General features: G+C 71.6%; 23 protein-coding genes. 22 read left to right on the top strand and 1 reads right to left on the bottom strand.

Annotated features, from left to right (window positions below):
• Positions 1-13 precede the first annotated feature (13 nt).
• Positions 14-2119, bottom strand: coding sequence for an alpha-galactosidase (locus tag BMY97_RS30620; RefSeq protein WP_091623439.1), 2106 nt, complete (start codon positions 2117-2119; stop codon positions 14-16).
• A gap of 76 nt (positions 2120-2195) precedes the next feature.
• Here BMY97_RS30620 and BMY97_RS30625 point away from each other — a divergent pair, with 76 nt between their 5' ends.
• From BMY97_RS30625 to BMY97_RS30730, 22 genes are all read left to right on the top strand, one after another.
• Positions 2196-3395: an ROK family protein gene (locus BMY97_RS30625; protein WP_245787584.1), complete on the top strand. Its 1200-nt coding sequence runs from the start codon at positions 2196-2198 to the stop codon at positions 3393-3395.
• Positions 3396-3415: 20 nt separating this feature from the next.
• The gene (locus tag BMY97_RS30630) at positions 3416-4696 is read left to right on the top strand and encodes an ABC transporter substrate-binding protein (protein WP_245787585.1); all 1281 of its coding nucleotides are present in this window, start codon (positions 3416-3418) and stop codon (positions 4694-4696) included.
• 1 nt (position 4697) lies between these two features.
• On the top strand, positions 4698-5672 hold the full coding sequence (locus tag BMY97_RS30635) for a carbohydrate ABC transporter permease (protein ID WP_091623444.1): 975 nt from the start codon (positions 4698-4700) through the stop codon (positions 5670-5672).
• 1 nt (position 5673) lies between these two features.
• Positions 5674-6555: a carbohydrate ABC transporter permease gene (locus BMY97_RS30640; protein ID WP_245787586.1), complete on the top strand. Its 882-nt coding sequence runs from the start codon at positions 5674-5676 to the stop codon at positions 6553-6555.
• Between the two features lie 126 nt (positions 6556-6681).
• The gene (locus BMY97_RS30645; protein ID WP_091623446.1) at positions 6682-7491 is read left to right on the top strand and encodes a CoA transferase subunit A; all 810 of its coding nucleotides are present in this window, start codon (positions 6682-6684) and stop codon (positions 7489-7491) included.
• The gene (locus BMY97_RS30650; RefSeq protein WP_177231617.1) at positions 7488-8243 is read left to right on the top strand and encodes a CoA-transferase subunit beta; all 756 of its coding nucleotides are present in this window, start codon (positions 7488-7490) and stop codon (positions 8241-8243) included. The genes BMY97_RS30645 and BMY97_RS30650 overlap by 4 nt, the downstream gene beginning before the upstream one ends.
• Complete coding sequence (locus tag BMY97_RS30655) at positions 8240-9421, top strand: thiolase family protein (protein ID WP_091623449.1); 1182 nt, start codon at positions 8240-8242, stop codon at positions 9419-9421. Before BMY97_RS30650 ends, BMY97_RS30655 begins: the two co-directional genes overlap by 4 nt.
• A 19-nt stretch (positions 9422-9440) precedes the next feature.
• Complete coding sequence (gene pcaH, locus BMY97_RS30660) at positions 9441-10175, top strand: protocatechuate 3,4-dioxygenase subunit beta (RefSeq protein ID WP_091623452.1); 735 nt, start codon at positions 9441-9443, stop codon at positions 10173-10175.
• Entirely contained in the window at positions 10175-10729 is a 555-nt protein-coding gene (gene pcaG, locus BMY97_RS30665; protein WP_091623454.1) for a protocatechuate 3,4-dioxygenase subunit alpha, read from the top strand. Before pcaH ends, pcaG begins: the two co-directional genes overlap by 1 nt.
• Before the next feature lie 35 nt (positions 10730-10764).
• Entirely contained in the window at positions 10765-11547 is a 783-nt protein-coding gene (pcaD, locus tag BMY97_RS30670; protein ID WP_091623457.1) for a 3-oxoadipate enol-lactonase, read from the top strand.
• Positions 11544-11948: a 4-carboxymuconolactone decarboxylase gene (pcaC, locus tag BMY97_RS30675; protein ID WP_177231618.1), complete on the top strand. Its 405-nt coding sequence runs from the start codon at positions 11544-11546 to the stop codon at positions 11946-11948. Before pcaD ends, pcaC begins: the two co-directional genes overlap by 4 nt.
• Positions 11949-11958: 10 nt before the next feature.
• Entirely contained in the window at positions 11959-12765 is an 807-nt protein-coding gene (locus BMY97_RS30680; RefSeq protein ID WP_091623460.1) for an IclR family transcriptional regulator domain-containing protein, read from the top strand.
• A gap of 109 nt (positions 12766-12874) precedes the next feature.
• Positions 12875-13438, top strand: coding sequence for a nucleotidyltransferase family protein (locus BMY97_RS30685; protein WP_091623463.1), 564 nt, complete (start codon positions 12875-12877; stop codon positions 13436-13438).
• Between the two features lie 170 nt (positions 13439-13608).
• On the top strand, positions 13609-14478 hold the full coding sequence (locus tag BMY97_RS30690; protein WP_091623465.1) for an AAA family ATPase: 870 nt from the start codon (positions 13609-13611) through the stop codon (positions 14476-14478).
• A 264-nt stretch (positions 14479-14742) separates the two neighbouring features.
• Entirely contained in the window at positions 14743-15858 is a 1116-nt protein-coding gene (locus BMY97_RS30695; RefSeq protein WP_091623468.1) for a vWA domain-containing protein, read from the top strand.
• Positions 15851-16963 carry an XdhC family protein gene (locus BMY97_RS30700; protein WP_091623470.1) on the top strand — a complete coding sequence of 371 codons (1113 nt, stop codon included), beginning with the start codon at positions 15851-15853 and terminating at the stop codon, positions 16961-16963. Before BMY97_RS30695 ends, BMY97_RS30700 begins: the two co-directional genes overlap by 8 nt.
• 265 nt (positions 16964-17228) lie before the next feature.
• Entirely contained in the window at positions 17229-17744 is a 516-nt protein-coding gene (locus tag BMY97_RS30705) for a (2Fe-2S)-binding protein (protein WP_091623473.1), read from the top strand.
• Entirely contained in the window at positions 17744-20182 is a 2439-nt protein-coding gene (locus BMY97_RS30710; RefSeq protein WP_091623476.1) for a xanthine dehydrogenase family protein molybdopterin-binding subunit, read from the top strand. Before BMY97_RS30705 ends, BMY97_RS30710 begins: the two co-directional genes overlap by 1 nt.
• Positions 20179-21033 carry an FAD binding domain-containing protein gene (locus tag BMY97_RS30715; RefSeq protein WP_091623479.1) on the top strand — a complete coding sequence of 285 codons (855 nt, stop codon included), beginning with the start codon at positions 20179-20181 and terminating at the stop codon, positions 21031-21033. Before BMY97_RS30710 ends, BMY97_RS30715 begins: the two co-directional genes overlap by 4 nt.
• A 386-nt stretch (positions 21034-21419) precedes the next feature.
• Positions 21420-22223: an SRPBCC family protein gene (locus BMY97_RS30720; protein ID WP_091623482.1), complete on the top strand. Its 804-nt coding sequence runs from the start codon at positions 21420-21422 to the stop codon at positions 22221-22223.
• A gap of 229 nt (positions 22224-22452) precedes the next feature.
• The gene (locus BMY97_RS30725) at positions 22453-23667 is read left to right on the top strand and encodes a GGDEF domain-containing protein (RefSeq protein ID WP_091623485.1); all 1215 of its coding nucleotides are present in this window, start codon (positions 22453-22455) and stop codon (positions 23665-23667) included.
• Between the two features lie 44 nt (positions 23668-23711).
• Positions 23712-24770, top strand: a complete 1059-nt coding sequence (locus BMY97_RS30730) for an NAD(P)-binding domain-containing protein (protein ID WP_091623488.1) — start codon at positions 23712-23714, stop codon at positions 24768-24770.

Genomic DNA, 24770 nt, shown 5'->3' on the forward strand with positions numbered 1-24770 from the left:
TAGTGCGAGGTCCTCACCGGGAGCGAGGTTCGCGGCGCAGCCGGATCAGCCGGCTCGCGTAGCCGCTGCCCGTGAAGCCCAGGCCGAGGCCGTGGTTCAGCAGTACCGCGCCGTGGTGGACCTCGCCGGTATCCACATCGCGGAATCGCGCGCCCGGGTCGAGCCCGGCCAGCACCGGCGTGACGACCGGGCGGCCGTAGTCGTGCGGCCGGCGCAGGAACAGGACCACGACGTCGTCGCCCAGCACGTACTGCACGGCGACGAGCGGCGACACCGCCGGATCCGCCAGCCGGTATACCTCACCGTGCTGTACAACGGGCCGGATCTCCTTGTACAGAGCCACGAACTCGGCTGCGGTCTGCAACTCCGCGGCGCTCCACCGCGTCAGGTCGCCGCCGAGGCCGAGCACCCCGGCCATCGCGACGTGGAACCGGAACTCCAGCGGCGCCGCCCGCCCGGTGAGCGGGTTCGGGCTGTCGGTCACCCAGGCCGCCATCGTGCCCGCGGGCAGCAGCTGGCTGTAGCCGTGCTGGATGGTCACGCGGTCCGCGGCGTCGGTGTTGTCCGAGGCCCAGACCTCGTCGGTGCGCGCGAGGATGCCCAGGTCCGCCCGCCCGCCGCCGCCCGAGCAGGCCTGGATCCGCAACGCCGGGTGCGCCGCGCGAAGCCGGTCGAGCACCCGGTAGACGGCGCGGACGTGGTCCACCCACAGCCGTCCGGGATCGTCGTCGCCGGGCCGTCCGGCCTCGGTGAACGCGCGGTTCATGTCCCACTTCAGGTAGTCGACGCCGTGCTCGCCGACCAGCCGGTGCAGCCACTCGTAGGCCCATTCGGCCACCTCCGGCCGGCCGAAGTCGAGCACCAGCTGGTTGCGCAGCGTCGTGCGTTCGCGGTGCGCCATGCTCAGCACCCAGTCCGGGTGCTCGCGGTAGAGATCGCTGTCCGGGTTGACCATCTCGGGCTCGACCCACACGCCGAACCCCAGGCCGAGCCGGTGCACCTCGGCCGCGAGCGGGCCGAGCCCGTCCGGGAAACGCCGCCGGTTCACCGTCCAGTCGCCGAGGCCCGCGGTGTCGCCGGTGCGCGCGCCGAACCAGCCGTCGTCCATCACGAACAGCTCCGCGCCGACCTCCGCGGCGAGCGCGGCGAGCTTCAGCTGGCCCGCCTCGTCGACGTCCCAGCCCGTTGCCTCCCAGGAGTTGTAGACGACCGGGCGCAACTCTCCGGGCCGCGGCTGGACGTGCTCGCGGACGTAGGAGTGCCAGCGGCGGCTGGCCCCGCCGAAGCCGTCGGCCGCGTAAAGCCCGGCGAACACCGGCGTTTCCCAGGCCTCGCCCGGATTCAGCCGCCACTGCACGCCCTCGTGGCCGAAGCCGCCGGTCCAGGTGACGCGCCCGGTGTGCGCGCGCTCGACGGTGATCCGCCAGCTGCCGCTCCACGCGAGCGCGGTGCTCCAGACCTCGCCGCCCGTTTCGGTGGCGGTGCCGTCGTCGAGCATCAGCCACGGGCTCGCCTGGTGGCTCGAAACCCCGCGCCGGCTGGTCAGCGTGGTCTCCCCGACGGGCAGGTTTTCCCGCAGCAGTCCCGATTCCGCGCTCCACGAACCGCTCGTGTGCGAGAGCCGGGCGCCGGCGCGGTGCGGCATCGTCCACGCCGCCGAGTCCGTGCGGAGCAAGGTGATCGGGCCGTCGTTTCCGGTGTGGTGCAAGCGAAGCCGGCGTTCGATGACGTCTTCGCGGGCGCGGTATCGCAGCTCGGCTTCCAGCGGGTAGTGCCGGTCGCGCAGGCGGACGGTCAGCTCGCCGTCCTCGACCTCGTGACCCGCGTACGTCCACTCCAGCGCCTGGGTGCCGTCAGCGAAGCGGACACCGAGACCCGCGACGCCGAAAAACGCGCCGCCGTCCGCGGGCAGCTCCAGCCGCTCGTCGCCCGGCTCGTCGAAACTCGAGTCCATCGGGCTGGGCCGCGGCGCGATCCCGGCGGCCTGCTCCAGCGTGAGCGGAGCGCCCCAGTGCACGTGCCGCGGGCGGTCGGCCTCGTCGAGGCGGAACGCGTACGCGCTGTGCGGGGTGCGGAGCAGCCACAGGCGGTGACCGGCATCGAATTCCACAGACGACATGCCGGAGAGCGTAGGGATGATCAGCTGAAAAATAAATTCTTGACGAAGTTAATTTATCCGCCGTACGGTTCCGCGCATGCCACGCAGTGCACCGGCAAGGGCGCCGATCACGAGTCCCGCCGCGGCCACCGTGTTCACCACGGTGCTGACGCAGGGCCCGGTCAGCCGGGTCGACGTCGCCCGCCGCACGGGTCTGTCCTCGGCCGCGGTCACCAAGGCCGCGCGGCCGTTCATCGAGGCCGGCTACCTGGAGGAGCTGGCCTCGGCCGGCCGCACGGCGCCGGGCGCGGGCCGCCCCGCCAGCCCGCTGGCCATCCGCCCGGACCGCGAGTACTTCATCGGCGTCAAGATCACCGGCGACGACCTGATCGGCGTGGTCACCGACCTGCGGGCGCAGATCCGCGTCGCCCGGCACCACGCGCTGACCAGCCACGAAGCGCCCCACGTCGTGGCCGCGCTGACCGACCTGGTCGGCGAGCTGCTCGGCAGCCGCGCGCCGGACGGCGCCACGAACTTCCGCGACCGGGCCTACTGCCTCGGCGTCGCCGTCTCCGGCGACGTCGACCGCGACTCGGGCCTGGTCCGTTACTCACCCTTCTTGGGCTGGCGCGACGTGCCGCTCGCGGAGCTGCTCGAGGACGCCACCGGCCTGGCCACCACGCTGGAGAACGACGTCAAGGCGCTCACCGTGGCCGAGCAGTGGTTCGGCGAAGGCGTCGGCGCCTCGTCGTTCGCGCTGGTCACCGTCGGCACCGGGATCGGCAGCGCGCTGGTGCTCGACGGCCGGCTCGTCGGCGGCGCGCACGGGGTGGCCGGCGAGGTCGGGCACGTGCCGGTCGCCGCCATGGGACCGGACAGCCCGCGCTGCCACTGCGGCGGCACCGGCTGCGTGGAAGCGATCGCCTCCACCGAGGCGATCGTCGCGAGCGCGCGCCGGGTCGCCGCGGACCCGGCGCTGACCATGGACGACGCCGTCTCGCGGGCGCGCGCCGGGGACGAGCCGCTGCGCCACGTCTTCGCCACCGCGGGCCACGCCATCGGCCTCGGGCTGGGTGCGCTGGCCAACCTCTTCGGCCCCGAGCGGATCGTCGTCTCGGGGGAGGGCGTGGCCGCCTACGACCTGTTCGAAGACCAGATCCGCCGCACGTTCGCGGAGCAGGCCTTCGGCAGTGCCGTCCGGTGCGGCCTGGTCATCCGGCCGCTGCCGTTCGAGGAATGGGCACGGGGCGCCGCCGCTGTCGCCGTTCAGAGTCTTTTCGTGTCCGACCGCTTGTGACGCTTGTGAGGAGAAGTGACATGGCCCCATCGCTGTCCCGCCGCAACTTTCTCGTCGGCTCGGTGCTGTTCGCCGGGGGAGCCGCGCTGGCGGCCTGCACCTCCGACCCGCTGAACAAGAACGCGGGCGCCGCGGGCGGGGCCAAGGTCACGCTCAACCAGTGGTACCACGCGTACGGCGAATCGGGCACGCAGCAGGCGGTGCAGCGTTACGCGCAGGAGTTCACCAAGGCCAACCCGGACATCGCGATCAAGGTCAGCTGGATCGCCGGCGACTACGAGACCAAGCTCAACTCCGCCATGCTCACCGCGGACGCGCCCGACCTGTTCGAGATCGGCGACTTCCGTTACCAGAACGTGAAAAACGGGCTCCTCGCGCCGCTCGACGACCTCGTCGACCCGGTGAAGGGCGACTTCTCGAAGGCCGCGCTGGACACCGCGACCGTCGAGGGCAAGATCTACGGCGTCAAGACGATCGACGACGTGATGATGCTGTACTACCGCAAGAGCGTGCTGCAGGCCGCGGGAGTGCAGCCGCCGCAGACGTTCACCGAACTGCTCGCCGCGACGAAGCGGCTGACCAATGGCAACCAGAAGGGGCTCTACGTCGGCACCGACGGCGTCGGCGAGGCCGCGACGCTGCTGCTGTGGTCCTCCGGCGGCGACTTCTTCGACAGCACCGGCAAGAAGGTCGCCTTCGCCAGCCCCGAGGGGATCGCCGCGATCGCCGGGCTCAAGGAGCTGCACGCCACCGGCGGCCTGCTGCAGGGCTACCCGACGGACTGGTCCGACCCGGGCGCTTTCGCCGACAACGCGACCGCGATGCAGTGGGGCGGCCTGTGGTCGCTGCCCGACATCAAGAAGGCCGTCGGGGACGACTTCGGCGTGGTCCCGTGGCCGAAGTTCGGCGACGCCGGCCGCCAGGTCGCGCGCGTCGGCGGCTGGTACCAGCTGGTCAACGCGAAGAGCAAGAACATCGACGCCGCCAAGAAGTTCGTGAACTGGCTGTGGATCCAGCAGGCCGACCTGCAGAAGGACTGGTCGGTCAAGTACGGCTTCCACATCCCGGCGCGCAAGGAGGTCGCGGCCCAGACCACGGAGTTCTCCAGCGGCCCGGCCAAGGACGCCGTCAGGATCTCCCAGCAGAACGGGCTGTCCTACGCGGGCCTGTGGAACAAGGCGTCCTCGACGCTGTTCCTCCAAGCGGCCACGAAGATCGCCAACGGCCAGGCCGACCCGGCCGCCGAACTCGGCGACGCGCAGCAGAAGGCCCAGGCCGAAGTCGACAAGCAGCTGGCCTGACATGGCTGTCTCCTCTCCGGCGACCACGGTGCCGCCGCGGCCCCGAGCGTCGGCGGCACCGGCGAAACGGCGCCGCCGCAAGGTGGACTGGCGCGCGGTCGGCGCGTTCACGGTGCTCACGGCACCGGTGGTGATCGGGCTCGGCGTGTTCAAGTACGTGGCGATCGCGTGGAGCTTCCTGCTGTCGTTCAACGACGCGCGCGGCACGATCTCGCTCGGGCACTGGATCGGCTTCGACAACTACGCGTTCCTGCTCGGCGACTCCGCCTTCCGCGACTCGCTGCTGGTCATCGCGCTGTTCACGGTGTTCATCGTGCCGGTCACGTTCGTCGCGTCGCTCGCGCTGGCGGTGCTCGTGAACGCGATCCGCCGCGGCCGGGCGTTCTTCCGCACGGTGTTCCTGATCCCGGGCGCGGTGTCGTACGTGGTCGCCGCGCTGGTGTGGAAGATGGCGCTGTTCAACGGCCTCCCCTCGGGGGTCGCGAACGTGATCGGCGGGCTGTTCGGCGCCGACCCGGTTCCGTGGCTGTCGGAGACGAGCCCGCCGGTGTACTGGGTCGCGGTGGTGACGCTGCGGCTGTGGCTGCAGGTCGGGCTGTACATGATCCTGTTCCTCGCCGGGCTGCAGGCGATCTCGCCGTCGCTGTACGAAGCGGGTGAGCTGGACGGCACCACCAAGTGGCAGGCCTTCCGCTACATCACGCTGCCGCAGCTGCGGAACACCTCCGTGGCCGTGCTGCTGCTCATCCTGATCGCCGCGTTCCAGGCCTTCGACGAGTTCTACAACCTGTTCGGCACCGGGCTTTCGGGTACGGCGACGGCACCGGTGAAGCCGCCGCTGGTGTACCTCTACGACTCGGCACTGGGCGACCAGAACTACGGCGTCGGCTCCGCGGGCGCGTTCCTGCTGACCCTGATCATCGTGGTGATCACGTTGCTGCAAGGGAAGTTCGTGGGCTTCGGGAAGAAGGACTGACATGGCCGTGCTCACCCCCGAAGCGCCCCCGGCCCCCGTCCGCCCGGCCGGTCCCGGCCGGCGGGGCTGGGGCCGGGCGCCGAAGTACGTGCTGGCCGGCGTGCTGGTGCTGGTCTTCCTGACGCCCTTCTACATCATGGTGCGCAACGCCCTGATGACCCGTCCGCAGGTGTCTTCGCCGGACTGGTCGTGGCTGCCGGACCCGCTGTCCTGGGTCAACTTCCACGACCTGTTCGCGGACCCCTCGGTGCCGATGGGCCACGCGCTGCTGAACTCGCTGGTGATCGCCGTGATCACCGCCCCGGTCGGCACGATGTTCGGCTCGATGGCGGGCTACGCGCTGGCGCGGATCGACGTGCCCGGACGCCGCGCGGTGTTCACCTACGTGCTGGTGACGCTGATGATCCCGCAGTCGGTGACGTTCGTGCCGACGTTCGTCGTGGTCGGCGCCATGGGCGGGGTGAACACCACCTGGGGCATCATCGCGCCGAACCTGTTCAGCGCGTTCACGGTGATCCTGTTCCGCAATTTCTACCTGCGCTTCCCCGCGGAGATCGAAGAGGCGGGCCGCCTCGACGGCCTCGGCTACCTCGGCGTCTACCGCCGGCTGGTCCTGCCCAACTCGGGCAGCATGATCGCCTCGCTGGGCGCGCTGATGTTCATCGAGAGCTGGAACTCCTTCCTGTGGCCACTGGTGATCGGGCAGGACCCGTCTTCGTGGACGGCCCAGATCGCGCTGTCCACTTTCCTCACCGCGCAGACGATCAACCTGCCCGCGCTGTTCGCCGGGGCACTGGTGACGATCGCGCCGCTGGTCGCGATGTTCCTGGTGGCGCAACGGTTCATCGTGCGCGGCATCGCGGCCAGCGGCCTGAAGGAGTAACGCCCGGCCGGTGAGTCCCACCCGATCGGACACTCGCCTCGGGTCGTTCCGTCGTGCTATGTTCTCATCAAGAACGGATGTGCGCAATGCGAACAAGCACTGCGAACAACGGGATGAGGGGACTCAATGGCAAGGGTGCTGTCGCTCGGCGAGGCGGTCGCCGAGCTGGTGCACGACGGGGACACCGTCGCGCTCGAGGGCTTCACGCACCTCATCCCGGTCGTGGCCGGGCACGAGATCATCCGGCAGGGCCGCCGGGGGCTCACCCTGGTGCGGATGACCCCGGACATCGTCTACGACCAGCTGATCGGCGCCGGCTGCGCGAGCAAGCTGATCTTCTCCTGGGGCGGCAACCCGGGAGTCGGCTCGCTGCACCGGTTCCGTGATGCCGTGCAGCACTCCTGGCCGGTGCCGCTGGAGATCGAGGAGCACAGCCACGCGGGCATGGCCAACCGCTACGTCGCGGGCGCTTCCGGGCTGCCGTTCGCCGTGCTGCGCGGGTACACCGGCACCGACCTGCCGGCGCAGACCGACACCATCAAACCGATCACCTGCCCGTTCACCGGCGAGCAGCTGACCGCCGTGCCCGCGTTGAACCCGGACGTCACGATCATCCACGCGCAGCGGGCCGACCGGGCCGGAAACGTTCAGCTGTGGGGGATCGCGGGCGTGCAGAAGGAGGCGGTGCTGGCGGCGAAGCGCTCGCTGGTCACCGTCGAGGAGGTCGTCGACGAGCTGGAACCCCGGCCGGGCGCGGTGGTGCTGCCCAGCTGGGCCGTCACCGCCGTCGCCGAGGTGCCGGGCGGCGCGAAGCCTTCGTACGCCGCGGGCTACTACGAGCGGGACAACGCCGCTTACCAGGCCTGGGACGAGATCGGCCGCGACCGCGGGGAGTTCACGAAGTGGCTGAACGATCTGACGGGGGTCAAGGCGTGAGCGAGTGCACCGCCGACGAGATGATGAGCGTCGCCGCCGCGCGGGCGCTCGGCGAAGGCATGTCCTGCTTCGTGGGCATCGGCCTGCCCAGCACCGCGGCCAACCTCGCACGCCGCACGCACGCGCCGAACCTCACGCTGATCTACGAGTCCGGCTGCCTCGGCGCCAAGCCCTCCCGGCTGCCGCTGTCGATCGGCGACGGCGAGCTGGCCGACACGGCCGACGCGGTGGTCAGCGTGCCCGAGGTGTTCAACTACTGGCTCCAGCCCGGCCGGATCGACGTCGGCTTCCTCGGCGCCGCGCAGCTGGACAAGTTCGGCAACATCAACACCACGGTCATCGGCTCCGACTACCACGATCCGAAGGTCCGCCTGCCCGGCGCGGGCGGCGCGCCGGAGATCGCGGCGTCCTGCCGGGAGGTGTTCGTGGTGCTGCGGCAGAACTCCCGCGCGTTCGTGGAGAAGGTCGACTTCGTGACGTCCTTCGGGCACGGCAGCGGCAAAGGCGACCGCGAGCGGCTCGGCCTGCGCGGGGCGGGCCCGACCCTGGTCGTCACCGACCTGGGCCTGCTGCGGCCCGATCCGGAGACCGCCGAGCTCACGCTCACCGAGCTGCACCCCGGGGTACAGCTGGAGCAAGCCGTCTCCTCGACCGGGTGGACACTGAAGGTGGCCGCGGACCTCAAGACCACGCCCGCGCCCACCGAGCACGAACTGACCCTGCTCCGCGAACTGAAGAAGGCCGGCGAATGAGCGACGCTTACCTACTCGACGCGATCCGCACCCCCTTCGGGCGCTACGGCGGCGCTCTGTCCGGGGTGCGTCCCGACGACCTCGCCGCGGGCGTGCTGCGCGCGCTAGGGGAGCGCAACGGGCTCGACCCGTCCACTGTGGACGAAGTGGTCCTCGGCGACGCGAACGGCGCCGGCGAGGACAACCGGAACGTGGCGCGCATGGCCGCCCTGCTCGCGGGCTGGCCGACGTCGGTGCCCGGCGCCACCGTGAACCGGCTGTGCGGCTCCGGGGTCGAGGCGGCCATGCAGGCGAGCCGGGCGATCCAGGTCGGTGACGCGTCGCTGGTCGTGGCGGGCGGGGTGGAGTCGATGAGCCGCTCGCCGCTGGTGATGCCCAAGCCGGACAAGGCTTTCCCGGCCGGCAACCAGACGCTGTACAACACCGCCCTCGGCTGGCGGATGGTCAACCCGGCGATGCCGTCGCAGTGGACCGTCTCCCTCGGCGAGTCCACCGAGCTGCTCGCCGAGCGCTACGGCATCAGCCGCGAGGAGCAAGACGCCTTCGCCGCGCGCAGCCACGTGAACGCGGCCCGTGCGTGGGACGAGGGCTTCTACGACGATCACGTGGTGCCGGTGGACGGGGTCGAGCTGACCCGTGACGAGGGCATCCGGCCCGATTCCAGCCCGGAGAAGCTCGCGAAGCTGAAGACGGTGTTCCGCAAGGAAAACGGCACGGTCACCGCGGGCAACGCGTCGCCGCTCAACGACGGCGCGTCGGCGCTGCTGCTCGGCGACTCGGCCGCGGCCGAACGGCTGGGCCGGGCGCCGCTGGCCCGGATCGCCGGCCGCGGGGCCGCGGGCGTCGACCCGGACGTGTTCGGCATCGGCCCGGTGCGAGCCGCCGAGATCGCGCTGGCCCGAGCCGGCATCGACTGGGGCGACCTCGCCGCGGTGGAGCTGAACGAGGCCTTCGCCGCGCAGTCGCTGGCCTGCCTCAAGGAGTGGTCCAAGCTCGACCCGGAGATCGTGAACGTCAACGGCGGCGCCATCGCGATCGGCCACCCGCTCGGCGCGTCCGGCGGCCGGATCATCGGCACCCTCGCCCACCAGCTCCGCCGCACCGGCGGCCGGTGGGGACTGGCCGCGATCTGCATCGGGGTCGGGCAGGGCCTCGCCATCGTCCTCGAGCGCCAGTAAGCAGACCAGGGAGGAAAACGTGGCCACACCAACCGGGCTCCGCCTGCCGCGCTACCGGCAGGACCCCGAGGGCACGCACCCGCCGATGGACTTCGCGGGCTATCGCTCCACCAAACTGCGCCACCCGGCCCAGCCGCTGGTGCTGCTGCCGCAGATGCTCACCGAGGTGACGGGCCCGCTGCTCGGCCCCGGCCGGCTCGGCGAGCACGACAACGACCTCACCCGGCAGCATTCCGGTGAGCCGCAGGGGCAGCGGATCATCGTCACCGGACGGCTGCTCGACGGCGACGGCCGCCCGATCCGCGACTCGCTCGTGGAGATCTGGCAGGCCAACGCGGGCGGGCGCTACCGGCACACCGGCGACCGCTGGCCGTCCCCGCTCGACCCGAACTTCGACGGGCTCGGCCGGGCGCTGACCGATGGCGACGGGCGGTACGAATTCACCACCATCAAGCCGGGCGCGTACCCGTGGAAGAACCACGACAACGCGTGGCGGCCCGCGCACATCCACTTTTCGGTGTTCGGCGCGGCTTTCACGCAGCGGCTGGTCACCCAGATGTACTTTCCGGACGACCCGTTGTTCGGCCAGGACCCGATCTTCAACTCCATCCCGGACGAGAAGGCCCGCCGTCGCATGATCTCCCGCTTCGACCTCGAGCGCACCGAGGAGCAGTGGGCGCTGGCCTTCCAGTTCGACATCGTGGTCCGCGGGCGCGAGCAGTCCGTGTTCGAGGACGAGGAGGACGAGGACTAATGGGCCGGTTGGGGAGCACGCCGTCGCAGACCGTCGGGCCGTACCTGTCGATCGGGCTGCCGTGGGAGGACGGGCCGTTCGTCGTTCCGGAGGGCACGGAAGGCGCGGTGTGGATCCGCGGCCAGGTGTTCGACGGGGAGGGCGCGCCGGTGCCGGACGCGATGATCGAAACCTGGCAGGCCGATCCGGCCGGGCGGTTCGACCATCCGGACGACCCGCGCGGCCGCGGCGGGTCCGGGTTCCGCGGCTTCGGCCGCTGCCCGACCGACGAGCGCGGCGAGTACGGGATCCTCACGCTGCTGCCGGGCATCGTGCCGTCCGCGGACGGCGGCGACCAGGCCCGGCACATCGACGTTTCGGTGTTCGCGCGCGGCATGCTGAGCCGCGTCGTCACCCGCATCTACTTCGAGGGTCAGGACAACTCGGGTGACGCGGTGCTGGCGAGCGTGCCGGAGGAGCGGCGGACCACACTGGTCGCGGCGAAGGCCGAGAACGGCTACCGGTTCGACGTGCGGCTGCAGGGCGAAGGCGAGACAGTCTTCTTCGCGGTGTGACCGCCCCGGTGAATGTCCACAATGGAGGTAATGGCGTGTCCGCGGTCCAGGTGCACCGGGTGGCCGAAGGCCCCGTCGACGGTCCGGTGGTGGTGTTCGGCAACTCCATCGGCAGCGACCACCGGATGTGGGCGCCGCAGGTGGCCCCGCTCGTGGCGCGCGGGTTCCGGGTGATCCGGTACGACACCCGCGGTCACGGCGCGTCGCCGGTGCCGCCAGGACCGTACGAGCTGGACGACCTGGGGGCGGACCTGTTGGCGTTGCTGGACGAAGCCGGCGTGCAGCGCGCGCATCTGGTCGGCCTTTCGCTCGGCGGGATGACCGGCATGTGGACGGGCATCCACGCGCCGGAGCGGGTCGCGAGCCTGACGTTGTGCTGCACGTCGGCGAAACTGGGGCCGCCCGAGATGTGGGCGGACCGGGCGGCGAACGTCCGGGCGGAGGGCACCGGCTCTGTCGCCGAGGCGGGCGTCGGGCGGTGGCTCACTCCGGCGTACGCGCAGGCAAACCCGGATGAAGTCACATTCCTGCGCGGCATGATCGCGGCCACCCCGAGCGAGGGTTACGCGGCCTGCTGCGGCGTCATCGAGCGGATGGACCTGCTCGGCGGGCTGCCGAAGATCAGCGCGCCGACGCTGGTCATCTCGGGGGCCGAGGACCCGGCGACGCCGCCGGAGCCGCACGGCCGGCTCATCGCCGAAGGGGTGCCGGGCGCGCGGTTCGAGGTGGTCGCGTCGGCGGCGCATCTGGGCAGTTACGAGCAGCCGGCGGAGTTCACGCGGCTGATCCTGGAGCACATCACCACGGAGGACGAGTGACCGGCGAGCGTTACGAGGCGGGCATGAGGGTGCGCCGCGAGGTGCTGGGCGACGAGCACGTCGACCGGGCAGTCGCGCGCACCACGGAGTTCAGCCGCCCGTTCCAGGAATACATCACCGAGGCCGCGTGGGGCTCGGCGTGGACGCGCGAGGGCCTGGACCGGCGCACGCGCAGCTGCATCACGCTCGCCACGCTCACCGCGCTGCACTGCCACGACGAGCTGGCCATGCACGTCCGCGCGGCCGTCCGAAACGGACTGACCGCGGACGAGATCGGCGAGGTGCTGCTGCACACCGCGGTCTACGCGGGGGTGCCGGCGGCGAACACGGCCATCGCGATCGCCCAGCGCACGCTGGCCGAACTGGGTGAGCCGACGGCCCAGCCACCCGGAGGCGGATAGGGTTCCGGGCATGGACGAGGGCGAACCGGCCGAACGCGGCGCACACCACGTGCAGTCGCTGGAGCGGGGACTGGCGGTGATCAGGGCCTTCAGCGCGGAAGCGCCGCACCCCACGCTCAGCGAGGTCGCGCGCGCCACGGGCCTGACCCGCGCGGCGGCGCGGCGGTTCCTGCTCACCCTCGTCGACCTCGGTTATGTCCGCACGGACGGCAAGTACTTCACGCTCACCGCGCGGGTGCTGGCCCTGGGTTACGCGTATCTGTCGAGCCTGTCGTTGTCGGAGGTGGCGCAGCCGCACCTGGAGCGGCTCTCGGCGGCGGTGCGGGAGTCCAGTTCGGTGTCGGTGCTCGAAGTCCCGGACATCGTGTACATCGCGCGTGTCGCGGTGTCGCGGATCATGACCGTGAGCATCAACGTGGGCACGCGTTTCCCGGCGTACGCCACGTCGATGGGCCACGTGCTGCTCGCGGACATGAGCCGGGACGAGCTGGCGGCGTACTTCATCGTCGCGGACCTCGACCGTCTCACCGACCACACCCTGACCGACCGCGGCCTGCTGAAGGCCGAACTGGCCCGGGTGGCCGAGCAGGGCTGGGCGATGGTCGACCAGGAACTGGAGGAGGGCCTGCGCTCGGTCGCCGCCCCGATCCGCGGCAGCGACGGCCGGGTCGTCGCCGCCGTGAACCTCTCCACCCACGCCAGCCGCACCACAGCGGAGGCCGTCCGCGCCGACCTGGTCCCACCGCTGCTCGCCACGGCGGCAGCCATCTCGGACGACCTCTCCTCCGCCGGCCCGACCAAGGCCGCCCGTGGCTGACTGCGGTGCCCCCGAGCCGCCCGCCGCCCATGCCCCGCCCGCTGCCGGGTTCGGGCCGCGAGCTGCTGCCGGTCAGCGGGGTGCCGGGTCCGGTGGACCTGGGCCGCGGGTGGCCGGGTTGCTGCTGGCGGCCGGGGCCGGACGGCGGTTCGGCGGGCCGAAGGCGTTGGCCGAGCTGGACGGTGAGCCGCTGGTCCGGCGGGCGTTGCGCACGCTCATCGAGGCGGGGTGTGCGCCGGTCCGGGTGGTCGTCGGTGCGGCGGCCGGGGAGGTCCGGGCGTTGCTGCCTGATCCCGCGCTCGCCGTTTACGCCGAAGGCTGGGAAGGCGGTATGGGCGCTTCGCTGCGGGCGGGCCTTACCGCACTCGGCGACGTCGAAGGGCCCGAAGCTGCCCTGGTGCACCTCGTCGACCTGCCGTGGGTGGGCACCGACGTGATCGCGCGGGTGGCGGCTGGCGCTACCGAGGACGTCGTCGCGCGCGCCGCGTACGACGGGGTGCCCGGTCACCCCGTGCTGCTGGGCCGTCGGTGGTGGGCCGAGATCGCCGGCTCCGCCCGAGGGGACCGCGGTGCCCGCGACTGGCTGGCCACCCGCGCCGACCTGCGCCTGATCGAGTGCGGCGACCTCGGCAGTGGCCGGGATGTCGACCACCGCGCCGACCTGGGCGGCTAAAACACCGCGGCGAACCGGCCACCGCGCCAACCGGCGAGGACGCCCGGAAACGCCGAGGGCCGGTCGCGACCGGCGAAGACCTGCCGCAATCGGCGAAGTCTCGCCGCAACCGCGCCTCCGGCCGAACGGCGATCAGCGCATCCCCGCCCGAGCGCCCTACCATCGGCACTGTGACGGAGTCTCCGGAAGACCTCGCGGTGGCGCTCGACGGCGTTGGCTACCTTGCCGATGAGGGGCTGGCGACGGCTGGGTTCCTGGCGATGCGGCTGCAACGGCCGTTGTTCTGCGAGGGCGAGCCGGGCACTGGCAAGACGGCGCTGGCGCTGGCGCTGTCCAGCGCGCTCGACCTGCCGCTGGTGCGTTTGCAGTGCCACGAGGGCATCGACGCCGCGCAGGCGTTGTACGAGTGGGACTTTCCGCGTCAGCTGCTGCACCTGCGCGCACTCGAAGCCGCCGAAGGGGGGCGGCTTGATGCCGAGACGGCTGAGCGGTCGCTCTACACCGAGCGGTTCCTGCTGGCCCGGCCCCTGCTGCGCGCACTGACCACCGCCCCCTGCGTCCTGCTCATCGACGAGATCGACCGCGCCGACGACGAGTTCGAGGCCTTCCTCCTCGAGCTCCTCGACGAATACACCGTCACGATCCCGGAGTACGGCGAGATCCGCGCCGAGGTCGCGCCCCTGGTCGTCCTGACGTCCAACCGCACCCGCGAGGTCCACGACGCCCTCAAACGCCGCTGCCTCTACCACTGGCTGGAACACCCGGACCTGCCCCGGGAGGTGCGGATCCTCCGCCGCCGGATCCCCGGGGTCAGCGAGGCCATGGCCGGGCAGGTCGCCGAGGCGGTGCACCGGCTCCGCGCGATGGAACTGCTGAAACCACCGGGAACGGCGGAATCGCTCGACTGGGCGCGGGCCCTGCTCGCCCTGGGGCGCGACGAACTGGACGCGGCCGCGGCGGCACGCACGCTCGGCGCGGTCCTGAAGTACAGCGAAGACCTCGACCGGGTCCGCGCGAAACTGGACGCCTTGTTCGCCTGACCGGCCGCGAGTTTCGGCAGGAATTGTTGTGCCCCAAGGAAATACTCGTTCAACGAGGTGCACGGCGGTAATTGCGTTGACCCGGCCGCGCACGGCCGGTCATGCTTGGTCCCGTCATCCGCTGACCACTTCCCGCAGGCTCTACGCGCCCACCCCCGCTACCTGGGGTCGGTCGCTGCGTGGAGCCGCGGTCCGCGCCGTCGTCCAGGGGAGGGGCGGCGGCGCGGACCGCTCAGCTCGCTGAACACGGGGCACAATGGGGAGATGGACACCGAAACCGCCGGCCCGCTCGCGGGTTACGCCGGGTTCGCGGCGGCGCTGCGCGAAGCCGGGGTGGCCTGCGACGCGCGGCGGGTACAGGCGTACCTCGCGGCCGTGGCCGAGGTGGACATCGCCGCGCCGACCCAGCTGTACTGGGCCGGGCGGCTGACGCTGTGCTCCGACCCCGACGACCTGCCGCGTTACGAGGAGGCCTTCGCCCGCTGGTTCGAGGTGGAGCCAGCTCCCCGCGGCCGGTCCGCGAACCAGGCGGAGCGACGCGCGCGCATCGCGCCCCTCATCGCGTCGAGCGGCGGTGAAACCGATGGCGGCGAGAGTCCCGACAGCCTGCGCGTCGCCGCCAGCGACCGCGAAGTCCTGCGTCACCGTGACCTCGCCGAGCTGACCACGGCCGAGCGCGAGCACCTGCGTGAACTGCTCGCCACCCTGCATCCCGTGCTGCCCCAACGGAAATCGGCCCGGCGCGCGCCGGCGCACCACGGGCGGCTCGATCCGTCACGCACGTTGCGCGCGATGCTGGCCGACGGCGGTGAGCCCGTCCGGCTCGTCCGCAGCCGCCGGGGAACACGGGCGCGCCGGGTGGTGTTGCTCATCGATGTGTCCGGTTCGATGAGCCCCTACGCCGACGCGCTGCTGCGGTTCGCGCACGTGCTCACGCGCGCGAACCCGGCCCGCGTCGAAGTGTTCACGCTGGGCACGCGCATGACACGCGTGTCACGGCAGCTGCGCCAGCGCGACCCGGAGCTCGCGATGCTCGCGGCGGGCACGGCGGTGCCGGACTTCGCCGGCGGCACCCGCCTCGGCGAGACGCTGCGCGTGTTCCTCGACCGCTGGGGCCAGCGCGGATTCGCCCGCCGCGCCGTGGTCACGGTGTTCTCCGACGGGTGGGAGCGCGGCGACCCGGGCCTGCTCGGGGATCAGCTCGCGCGGCTCCGCCGGCTCGCGCACGCCGTATTCTGGGTGAATCCGCACGCGGGGCGGGAGGGGTACGCTCCGGTCCAGTCCGGCATTGTGGCCGCCCTGCCCCACATCGACCGGCTGCTGGCCGGGCACAGCCTGGCGACGTTGGAACGACTGCTCGGGGAGATAGCCCATGCGTGACGTACTGGACGACGTGTACCGCCGCTGGTCGGCGGGCGAAACAGTCGGACTCGGCACGGTGGTGGCCACGTTCTCGTCCGCGCCGCGCGAGCCGGGCGCGTCGATGGTGGTGGCCCCCGACGGCACGGTGGCCGGCAGCGTGTCCGGCGGCTGCGTCGAGGGCGCGGTGTACGAGCTGGCCCAGGAGGTCGTCGCCGAGCGCAAGCCGGTGCTGCAGCGCTACGGCGTGAGCGACGACGACGCGTTCGCAGTGGGTTTGACCTGCGGCGGGATCATCGACATCTACGTGGAGCACGTGGACCGCGCGTCGATGCCGGAGCTGCCCGAGGTCGTGGCGTCGGTGCGGGACGGGGAGCCGGTCGCCGTGGTCACGGTCATCGAGCACGAGCGCCGGGGCCTGGTGGGCGAGCGCATGATCGTGTGGCCGGACCGCGTCGCGGGCACGCTCGGCTCCTCGCGCATGGACGACGCCGTGGTCGACGACGCGCGCGGCCTGCTGGCCACCGGCCGCACCGGAACCCTGCACTACGGCCCGGACGGCCAGCGCCGCGGCGAGGGCATGGCCGTGTTCGTCAACTCGTTCGAGCCGCCGCCGCGCCTGCTCGTCTTCGGCGCGATCGACTTCGCCGCGGCGATGGCGCGCATGGGCGCCTACCTCGGTTACCAGGTGACGGTGTGCGACGCGCGGCCGGTATTCGCCACCAGCAGCCGGTTCCCGGACGCGCACGAGGTGGTCGTCGACTGGCCGCACCGCTACCTCAAGGCGGAGGCCGAGGCCGGGCGCATCGACGCCCGCACGGCCATCACGGTCCTCACCCACGACCCCAAGTTCGACGTGCCGCTGCTGGAGGTCGCGCTGGGCCTGGACGTCGGCTACGTCGGCGCGATGGGCTCCCGCAAGACCCACGACGACCGTTTCGCGCGTCTTCGCGAGGCGGGCATCGGCGAGGCCTCGCTGGAGCGGCTGTCTTCGCCTATCGGCCTCGACCTCGGGGCCCGCACCCCGGAGGAGACCGCGGTCTCCATCGCGGCGGAAATCATCGCGTTGCGCTGGAGCGGCACCGGCCGCCGGTTGGCCGCGCTGTCGGGGCGCATCCACAACTGAAGGTCTGTCCATCTGGGAGAGACGCGGGATTTTGCCGCTGGGCGGAAAAATCATCCGGACGCCAAGTCCGCACCTGCGGCGGTCCACCCGGGATTCCTCATGCAGATGCGGAACGGCCCCGCGAACGGGCGATGGCAGGGCTTGTCCGCGGGCGAAGGGCGTAGCACGCTCGGCTGTGAGGCCGATCACGGTCGTGCCTTGGCCGTTCCCGAACCGGCCCGCCGCCCGGCCGGGTCAGGCGGGCATCCGCTCTTGGAGGCCTTTGATGCGCATCACCGTCACTGTCGACGGCACCGAGTACACCGATGACGTGGAGCCGCGCACCCTGCTGGTGCACCACCTGCGGGAGCGGGTCGGGAAAGTGGGCACCGTCGTCGGCTGCGACACCAGCAACTGCGGGGCCTGCACCGTCCACCTGGACGGGCAGAGCGTGAAGTCCTGCTCCGTGCTCGCCGTCCAAGCCGACGGGCACGAGGTCACCACCGTCGAAGGGCTGGCCCGCGACGGGCAGCTCCACCCGGTGCAACAGGCGTTCCACGACAATCACGCGCTGCAGTGCGGGTTCTGCACCCCCGGCATGATCATGCAGTCGATCGACCTGCTGGCCGACAACCCCGATCCGGACGAGAAAGCCGTGCGCGAGGGGCTCGAGGGCAACCTCTGCCGCTGCACCGGCTACCAGAACATCGTGCGCGCCGTGCAAGACGCCGCGCGGAAGATGAGCCCCGGTGCCGGGCCCGAGGCCGAGCGCATCAAGCACGTCGGCGTGGGTGGTGAATGATGACCGCCACGATCGAGCCCGAAATCGGAAAGTCCCGTCTCCGCAAGGAAGACGAGCGGCTGATCACCGGCCGCACCCGCTGGACGGACAACATCGTGCTGCCCGGCCTGCTGCACCTCGCCGTGCTCCGCAGCCCGCTGGCGCACGCGAAGATCGTCTCCGTCGACACGTCCGCGGCCAAGGGCGAGCCCGGGGTCATCGCCGTCTACACCGGCCGTGACCTCGACCCCGAGAGCGCGATCGGCATGCCGTGCGCGTGGCCGATCACGCCGGACATGAAGGCGCCGCGCCGTCCCGTGCTCGCCGCGGACCAGGTGAACTTCGCCGGTGAGGGCGTCGCCGTGGTCGTCGCGCGCACCGCGGCGGAGGCGCACGACGCACTCGAGAAGATCGACGTCGAGTACGACGAGCTGCCCGTGGTCCTCGACCTGGAGGCCGCGCTCGCCGAGGGCGCGCCGCTCGTGCACGAGGAGCTGGGCACCAACAAGAACGCGCTCTGGGTCTTCGACTCCGCCGAAGCGGGCACCGGCGGATCGGTGGAAGAAGCCCTGTCCTCGTCGGAAATCGTGCTCAAACGCCGGTTCCGCCAGCAGCGGCTGGTGCCGGCGTTCATGGAGCCGCGCGCGTGTGTGGTCGACCCGACCGGCGCGCAGATCACCATGTGGGCGGCCACGCAGGTGCCGCACATCCTGCGGGTGATGTCGGCGCTGACGCTGGGCATCCCGGAGCACAAGCTGCGCGTGATCGCCCCCGACGTCGGCGGCGGCTTCGGTGGCAAGATCGGTGTGCTGCCCGAAGAGATGATGACGCTGATCATCGCGCAGAAGCTCAGGAAACCGGTGAAGTGGAACGAATCCCGGTCCGAGACGATGGTCGCCGCACACCACGGCCGGGACCAGATCCAGGACATCACCATCGCCGCGAACGCCGACGGCACCGTCACCGGGCTGAAGGTCGAGCTGCTGGCCGGGCTCGGCGCGTACAACGGCCTGGTCGGGCCGGGGGTGCCGATCCTCGGCGCGTTCATGTTCAACGCCATCTACAAGATCCCGGCGTACCACTTCGCCTGCACCAACGTGTTCACCACGACCACGCTCACCGACGCCTACCGCGGCGCCGGACGGCCGGAGGCGACGTTCGCGATCGAGCGGATCATGGACGAGCTGGCCGACGAACTGGGCCTGGACCCGTTGGAGCTGCGGGAGAAGAACTGGATCAAGCACGAGGAGTTCCCGTTCACCACGGTGGCGGGGCTGACCTACGACTCGGGCAATTACGAGGCCGCCACGGAAAAGGCCAAGGAGCTGTTCGGTTACGACAGCCTGCGCCGCGAGCAGGCTTCGCGGCGTGAGGCGAACGACCCGGTCCAGCTGGGCATCGGCATCTCGACGTTCACCGAAATGTGCGGCCTGGCCCCGTCTCGGCTGCTCGGCTCGCTGGACTACGCGGCGGGCGGCTGGGAGTACGCGTCGATGCGGGTGCTGCCCACCGGCAAGATCGAGGTGACCACCGGCGCTTCGGCGCACGGCCAGGGGCACGAGACGGCGTGGAGCCAGATCGTCGCCGACCAGCTGGGGGTGCCGTTCGAGGACGTGGAAATCCTGCACGGCGACACGCAGTCGTCGCACAAGGGCATGGACACCTACGGCTCGCGTTCGCTGGTGGTCGGCGGCATCGCCGTGGTCAAGGCCGCGGAGAAGGTGGTCGCCAAGGCCAAGCCGATCGCGGCGCACCTGCTGGAGTGCTCGGAGGACGACCTCGAGTTCGCCGGCGGCAAGTTCACCGTGAAGGGCACGGATTCCTCGACGACGATCCAGGACGTCGCCTTCACCGTGTTCGCCGCGCACAACCTGCCCGACGGAATCGAGCCGTCACTCGATTCCGACGCCACGTTCGACCCGGAGAACTTCTCCTACCCGCACGGCACGCACCTGTGCGCGGCCGAAGTGGACACTGAAACCGGCCGGGTCAAGCTGCGCTCGTACGTCTGCGTGGACGACGTCGGCGTGGTGGTGAATCCGCTGATCGTGGAGGGCCAGGTGCACGGCGGGCTCGCGCAGGGCATCGCGCAGGCGCTGTTCGAGGAGGCCGTGCACGACGAGAGCGGCACGCTCACCACCGGCACCTTCGCCGACTACCTGCTGCCGTCGGCGGCCGACCTGCCGTCGTTCACCACGGCCCGCACCGAGACACCGTCGACCACGAACCCGTTGGGCGCCAAGGGAGTCGGCGAGGCCGGCACGATCGCCTCGACGCCGGCGGTGGTCAACGCGGTGATCGACGCGGTCCGCCACCTCGGCGTCGACGAGATCGAGATGCCCATGACCCCGATGCGCGTGTGGCACGCGATCGAGCACGGGACCACCGACGCCGGCGGCACCGGCAATCAGGCCGGCGGCGGCCTCGGCTCGATCGACGCCTCCGGAGGTGCGCTGTGATCCCCGCCCCGTTCGAGTACGTCGCTCCGTCCACAGTGGATGAAGCGGTGCGGGCGCTCGCCGAAGCGGGCGAGGACGCCAAGGTGCTGGCCGGCGGGCAGAGCCTGCTGCCGGTGCTGCGGATGCGGCTGGCCGCGCCGACCACGCTCGTCGACCTCGGGAAGGTGACGGAGCTGCGCGGCATCCGCGAGGACGGCGACGCGCTGGTGATCGGCGCGATGACCACGCACTACGACGTGCAACGGGACGCGCTGGTCGCCGAGCACGCCGCGCTGGTCAAGGCGGCCACCGACACCGTCGCCGACCCGCAGGTGCGCCACCGCGGCACCTTCGGCGGCGCCATCGCGCACGCCGATCCGGCGGGGGACCTGCTCGCCCCGGTGCTCGCGCTGGACTGCGAGCTGGTGCTCGCGGGCCCGGCCGGGCGGCGGACCGTCGGCGCGGCGGAGTTCTTCCAGGACTACTTCACCACCGCGCTGGCGCCGGACGAGCTGCTCGTGGCGGTCCGCGTGCCGAAGCACACCGGCTGGCGCGCGCATTACGAGAAGTTCAACCGGGTGGCGCAGGCGTGGTCGATGGTCGCGGTCGCGGCCACCGTGCGGACCGAGGGCGGCGTGATCGAGGAGGCGAAGGTCGCGCTGACGAACATGGGCTCGACCCCGGTCCGCGCCACCGGCGTCGAGCGGGCGCTGCTCGGCGCCGCGGCCACTCCCGAAACCATCCGCGCCGCAGCGGCCCACGCCGCCGACGGCACCGACCCGGCCGCGGACGGCAACTCCGACGTCGAGTACCGCCAGCACCTCGCGCGCGTCCTGACGGGCCGGGCGTTGACGGCCGCGGTGGGCGGTTGACGGGTTGGCCGCCGACGGCCGCGGTGGCGACTGAAAGGTTAGATGTCAGTTGCCGGGCGACTGAAAGGTTAGATGTCAGTGGTCAGAATGGGCGAACTGAAAGGTTAGATGTCAGCGGCCGCCGGTTGAGTGTGATGGGCCGGGCGCCGGCGGCCGTGATGGGCGACTGAAAGGTTAGATGTGTCAGTGGCTGGGCGGGCGAACTGAAAGGTTAGATGTCAGTGGCCGTGACGGTGACTGAAAGGTTAGATGTCAGCCCGGGCCGGTGACGGCTGCCGTATCCGCCCTGGTGAGGCCGCTTTACGTGCCGTCGTTGCCCGTCCGGTGGTGGCGGTGGTGCGTAAGGTGGCTTCATCGGCCAGTTGCTCCAGAGAGGAGGTCGGCCCGTGCGGCTCGACCACGAATTCACCGTCCCGGCCTCGATCGGTGAGGTCTGGCAGGCGGTCATCGACCCGGAGCGCGTCGCGCCGTGTTTGCCGGGGGCGGCGCTCACCAAGGTCGAGGGGGACTCGTTCACGGGCACGGTGAAGGTCAAGCTGGGGCCGATCTCCTTGCTGTACAAGGGAAGTGGCGAGTTCCTCGAGAAGGACGAGGCCGCTCGCAAGGTGGTCATCAAGGCTTCCGGCAAGGACGCCCGCGGGGGCGGCACCGCGGCCGCGACGGTGACGTTGACCTTGACCGAGACCGAAGGCGGCACCCACGGCGCCGTCGCCAGCGACTTGGCCGTCACCGGCCGCCCGGCCCAGTTCGGGCGCGGCCTGATCTCCGAGGTGAGCGGCAAGATCCTGGACGCCTTCGCCGGGAACCTGGCGAAGGCGCTGGACACCGTGGAAACCGAGGCCGCCGGTGACGCGGCCGAGTCCGCGGCCGCGGAGGTCGCGGAGAAGGCCGCCCGGGGGGAGCACCCGGGCCAGCCCGCCGCCGAGAAGGCCGCCCGTGGGGAGCACCCGGGCCAGCCCGCAGCCGCGGAGGCCGCCCCGGAGCACCAGGACCGGCCGGCGAATCCGCCGTCCGGGCCCAAGCCCCACCTCCGCAGCGTCCCGGCCGGCGGCGCGACCGGCGAGGCGGAAGCCATCGACCTCATGGAGTACGCGGGCCGGTCGGTCGCCAAGCGCCTGGTTCCCGTCGCCGTGGTGGCCGCGGTCCTCATCGGCGCCATCGCGCTCATCCGGCTCCTGCGCCGCCGCTGAGCCCCGCCCGTCACCCGAACAGGCCGGATTTGCCCAGCGGCTCTACCCCGCGCAGGGTCAGCCGGGCAGATTGACGCGAAAATCCCCCGGGTCGGCGACGTGACCGGGGGCTGACGGATACTCTGGGCAACCTCGCCGGCCGACTTTTCGCAGTGGGGGCGTCACGATGCAGGGAGCCGTCTCCCGGGGCACGCTTTCGGCGTGGCCCGGCTGGCCGTCCCGCTGGACGATGTGGTCCGTCGCCCGGAGACGCTGGATCGTGTACGCGGTCGGGTGCGAGCTGGTGACCACGGTGGCCGTCATCGGCGGGCTGGTGGTCGAGTTCGGCGGGCCGGTGCAGCCGGTGGCGTTCCTGGTGCTGGTCGGGCTCGGCATCGCGCAGGCGGAGATGGCGCGGCGGATCGAGCGGGCGCGCCGGTGGATGAGCGGCCAGACGCACATCAACGTCACGTCCGTCTGGTACCTCGCCGGCGCCTTCCTGCTTCCGCCCGCGTGGGTCGCGTTGCTCGCGCTCGTGCTGTACCTGCATCTGTGGCTGCGCGTCTGGCGAGGCGTGCGTACGAGGCCCGCGCATCGCTTCGCGGCCAGCACGGCGTGGGCCATGCTTTCCTGCTTCGCGGCTTCCGCGGTACTCACGATCGACGGCCTCAACCAGGCCGGCCTCGAAACCTGGCGCGGCGTGTTCGCGCTGGTGCTGGCGGCGGCGGTGTTCGAGCTGGTGAACGTCGCGCTCGTCTCCGTCGGGATCTACCTCTACACGGCCAGCCGCGCGGCCGCGGACCTGATCGGCACCTGGGAGGACAACGCCTTCGAGCTGGCCACCCTGTGCCTCGGCGGGCTGGCGGCGCTCGCGCTCGTCGCGCAGCCGGTGCTGGTGGTCTTCGTGGTCGCCCCGTTGCTGCTGTTGCACCGTTACCTGCTGCTGAAACAGCAGTTGCAGGTCGCCGCGGTCACGGACGAGAAGACCGGCCTGCTGAACACCGCCGGCTGGCACGATCTCGCCACGCGCGAGTACACCCGCGCGCGCCGTCGCGGCCCGGGCAGCGAGTTCGCCGTGCTGATGATCGACCTCGACCACTTCAAGCGCATCAACGACACCTATGGCCACTTGACCGGCGACGAGGTGCTGGCCGCCGTCGCCGTGGCGATCGAGGATTCGGTGCGCACCAGCGACACCGTCGGCCGGTTCGGCGGTGAGGAGTTCGTGGTGCTGTTGCCGGCCACCGGCGACACGCACGTGCTGGGCATCGCCGAACGCGTCCGCGTCGCGGTGGGGGAGCTGTCCGTGATCGTCTCCGGTTCCGCCCGGGTCGACGGGCTTTCGGTCTCCGTCGGCGTCGCCTGTTACCCGGCGGCCGGCGCCACGCTCGACCAGGTGCTGCGCTCCGCCGACGCCGCGCTGTACCGGGCGAAGGACGCCGGGCGCAACCGCGTGGCCGTGTGAGCCTGGGCTCGAAATACCGGGCCGCCATTGTTGTTGAACGTTGTATGAGTGCCGATCACGAGCCGGACGTGGTGGTCATCGGGGCCGGGCAGGCCGGTCTCTCGGCCGCCTACCACCTGCGTCGCGCGGGTTTCGCCGATGAGTCGGGTTTTGTGGTGCTGGACCACGGAAAACGCCCGGGCGGCGCGTGGCAGTACCGCTGGCCGTCGCTGGTGCTGGGCAAGGTGCACGGCATCTACGACCTGCCCGGCATGGCGTTCGGCACGCCGGACATCACGCGCCCGGCCAGTGAAGTCGTGTCCGAGTACTTCGGCCGGTTCGAGAAGACGTTCTCGCTGCCCGTGCGGCGGCCCGTCGACGTCACGGCGGTTCGGCGCGAGGGCGGCCGGCTGCTCGTCGAGAGCCCGGCCGAGACGTGGGCCGCGCGCGCCGTGATCAGCGCGACGGGCACGTGGGACCGGCCGTTCTGGCCGCACTACCCGGGCCAGGAGACGTTCGCCGGACGGCAGGTGCACACGGCCGACTACACCGGCGCGGAGCAGTTCCGCGGGCACCGCGTGGTGGTGGTCGGCGGTGGGACGTCGGCCGTCCAGCTGCTGATGGAAATCGGCCCGGTCGCGCGCTCGACGACCTGGGTCACGCGCCGTCCGCCGGTGTGGCGCGAGGAGCCGTTCAGCGAAGACTGGGGCCGTGACGCCGTCGCGAAGGTCGAACGGCGGGTGCGCGAAGGCCTGCCGCCGGAAAGTGTGGTCAGCGTGACCGACCTGGCGGTGACGCCCGAAGTGCGCGCCGCCCGTGCGGCCGGTTTCCTCGACCGCAGGCCGATGTTCGAGCGGCTGGTGCCCGAAGGCGTCGTCTGGGCGGACGGCACCTTCGAGCCCGCCGACATGATCCTCTGGGCGACCGGTTTCCGCGCCGCCCTCGACCACCTCGCGCCGCTGCGCCTGCGCACGCCGGGCGGCGGCATCCGGATGGACGGCACCCGCGTGGTCGACGAGCCGCGGCTGCACCTGGTCGGCTACGGCCCGTCGGCCAGCACCGTCGGCGCCAACCGCGCGGGCCGCGCCGCCGTGCACGAGGTGCGGCGGCTGCTCGGACGTTAG

The sequence above is a fragment of the Amycolatopsis saalfeldensis genome (assembly GCF_900110575.1).
Taxonomy (GTDB): Bacteria; Actinomycetota; Actinomycetes; order Mycobacteriales; family Pseudonocardiaceae; genus Amycolatopsis; species Amycolatopsis saalfeldensis.

Excerpts from the sequence above, each read along its gene's own strand:
- BMY97_RS30640 (WP_245787586.1), top strand. The coding sequence starts at position 5,674 with ATGGCCGTGCTCACCCCCGAAGCGCCCCCGGCCCCCGTCCGCCCGGCC.
- BMY97_RS30680 (WP_091623460.1), top strand. The coding sequence starts at position 11,959 with ATGGACGAGGGCGAACCGGCCGAACGCGGCGCACACCACGTGCAGTCG.
- BMY97_RS30645 (WP_091623446.1), top strand. The coding sequence starts at position 6,682 with ATGGCAAGGGTGCTGTCGCTCGGCGAGGCGGTCGCCGAGCTGGTGCAC.
- BMY97_RS30620 (WP_091623439.1), bottom strand. The coding sequence starts at position 2,119 with ATGTCGTCTGTGGAATTCGATGCCGGTCACCGCCTGTGGCTGCTCCGC.
- BMY97_RS30725 (WP_091623485.1), top strand. The coding sequence starts at position 22,453 with ATGTGGTCCGTCGCCCGGAGACGCTGGATCGTGTACGCGGTCGGGTGC.
- BMY97_RS30700 (WP_091623470.1), top strand. The coding sequence starts at position 15,851 with ATGCGTGACGTACTGGACGACGTGTACCGCCGCTGGTCGGCGGGCGAA.
- BMY97_RS30630 (WP_245787585.1), top strand. The coding sequence starts at position 3,416 with ATGGCCCCATCGCTGTCCCGCCGCAACTTTCTCGTCGGCTCGGTGCTG.
- BMY97_RS30625 (WP_245787584.1), top strand. The coding sequence starts at position 2,196 with ATGCCACGCAGTGCACCGGCAAGGGCGCCGATCACGAGTCCCGCCGCG.
- BMY97_RS30705 (WP_091623473.1), top strand. The coding sequence starts at position 17,229 with ATGCGCATCACCGTCACTGTCGACGGCACCGAGTACACCGATGACGTG.
- BMY97_RS30695 (WP_091623468.1), top strand. The coding sequence starts at position 14,743 with ATGGACACCGAAACCGCCGGCCCGCTCGCGGGTTACGCCGGGTTCGCG.
- BMY97_RS30655 (WP_091623449.1), top strand. The coding sequence starts at position 8,240 with ATGAGCGACGCTTACCTACTCGACGCGATCCGCACCCCCTTCGGGCGC.
- BMY97_RS30635 (WP_091623444.1), top strand. The coding sequence starts at position 4,698 with ATGGCTGTCTCCTCTCCGGCGACCACGGTGCCGCCGCGGCCCCGAGCG.
- BMY97_RS30710 (WP_091623476.1), top strand. The coding sequence starts at position 17,744 with ATGACCGCCACGATCGAGCCCGAAATCGGAAAGTCCCGTCTCCGCAAG.
- BMY97_RS30730 (WP_091623488.1), top strand. The coding sequence starts at position 23,712 with ATGAGTGCCGATCACGAGCCGGACGTGGTGGTCATCGGGGCCGGGCAG.
- pcaG (WP_091623454.1), top strand. The coding sequence starts at position 10,175 with ATGGGCCGGTTGGGGAGCACGCCGTCGCAGACCGTCGGGCCGTACCTG.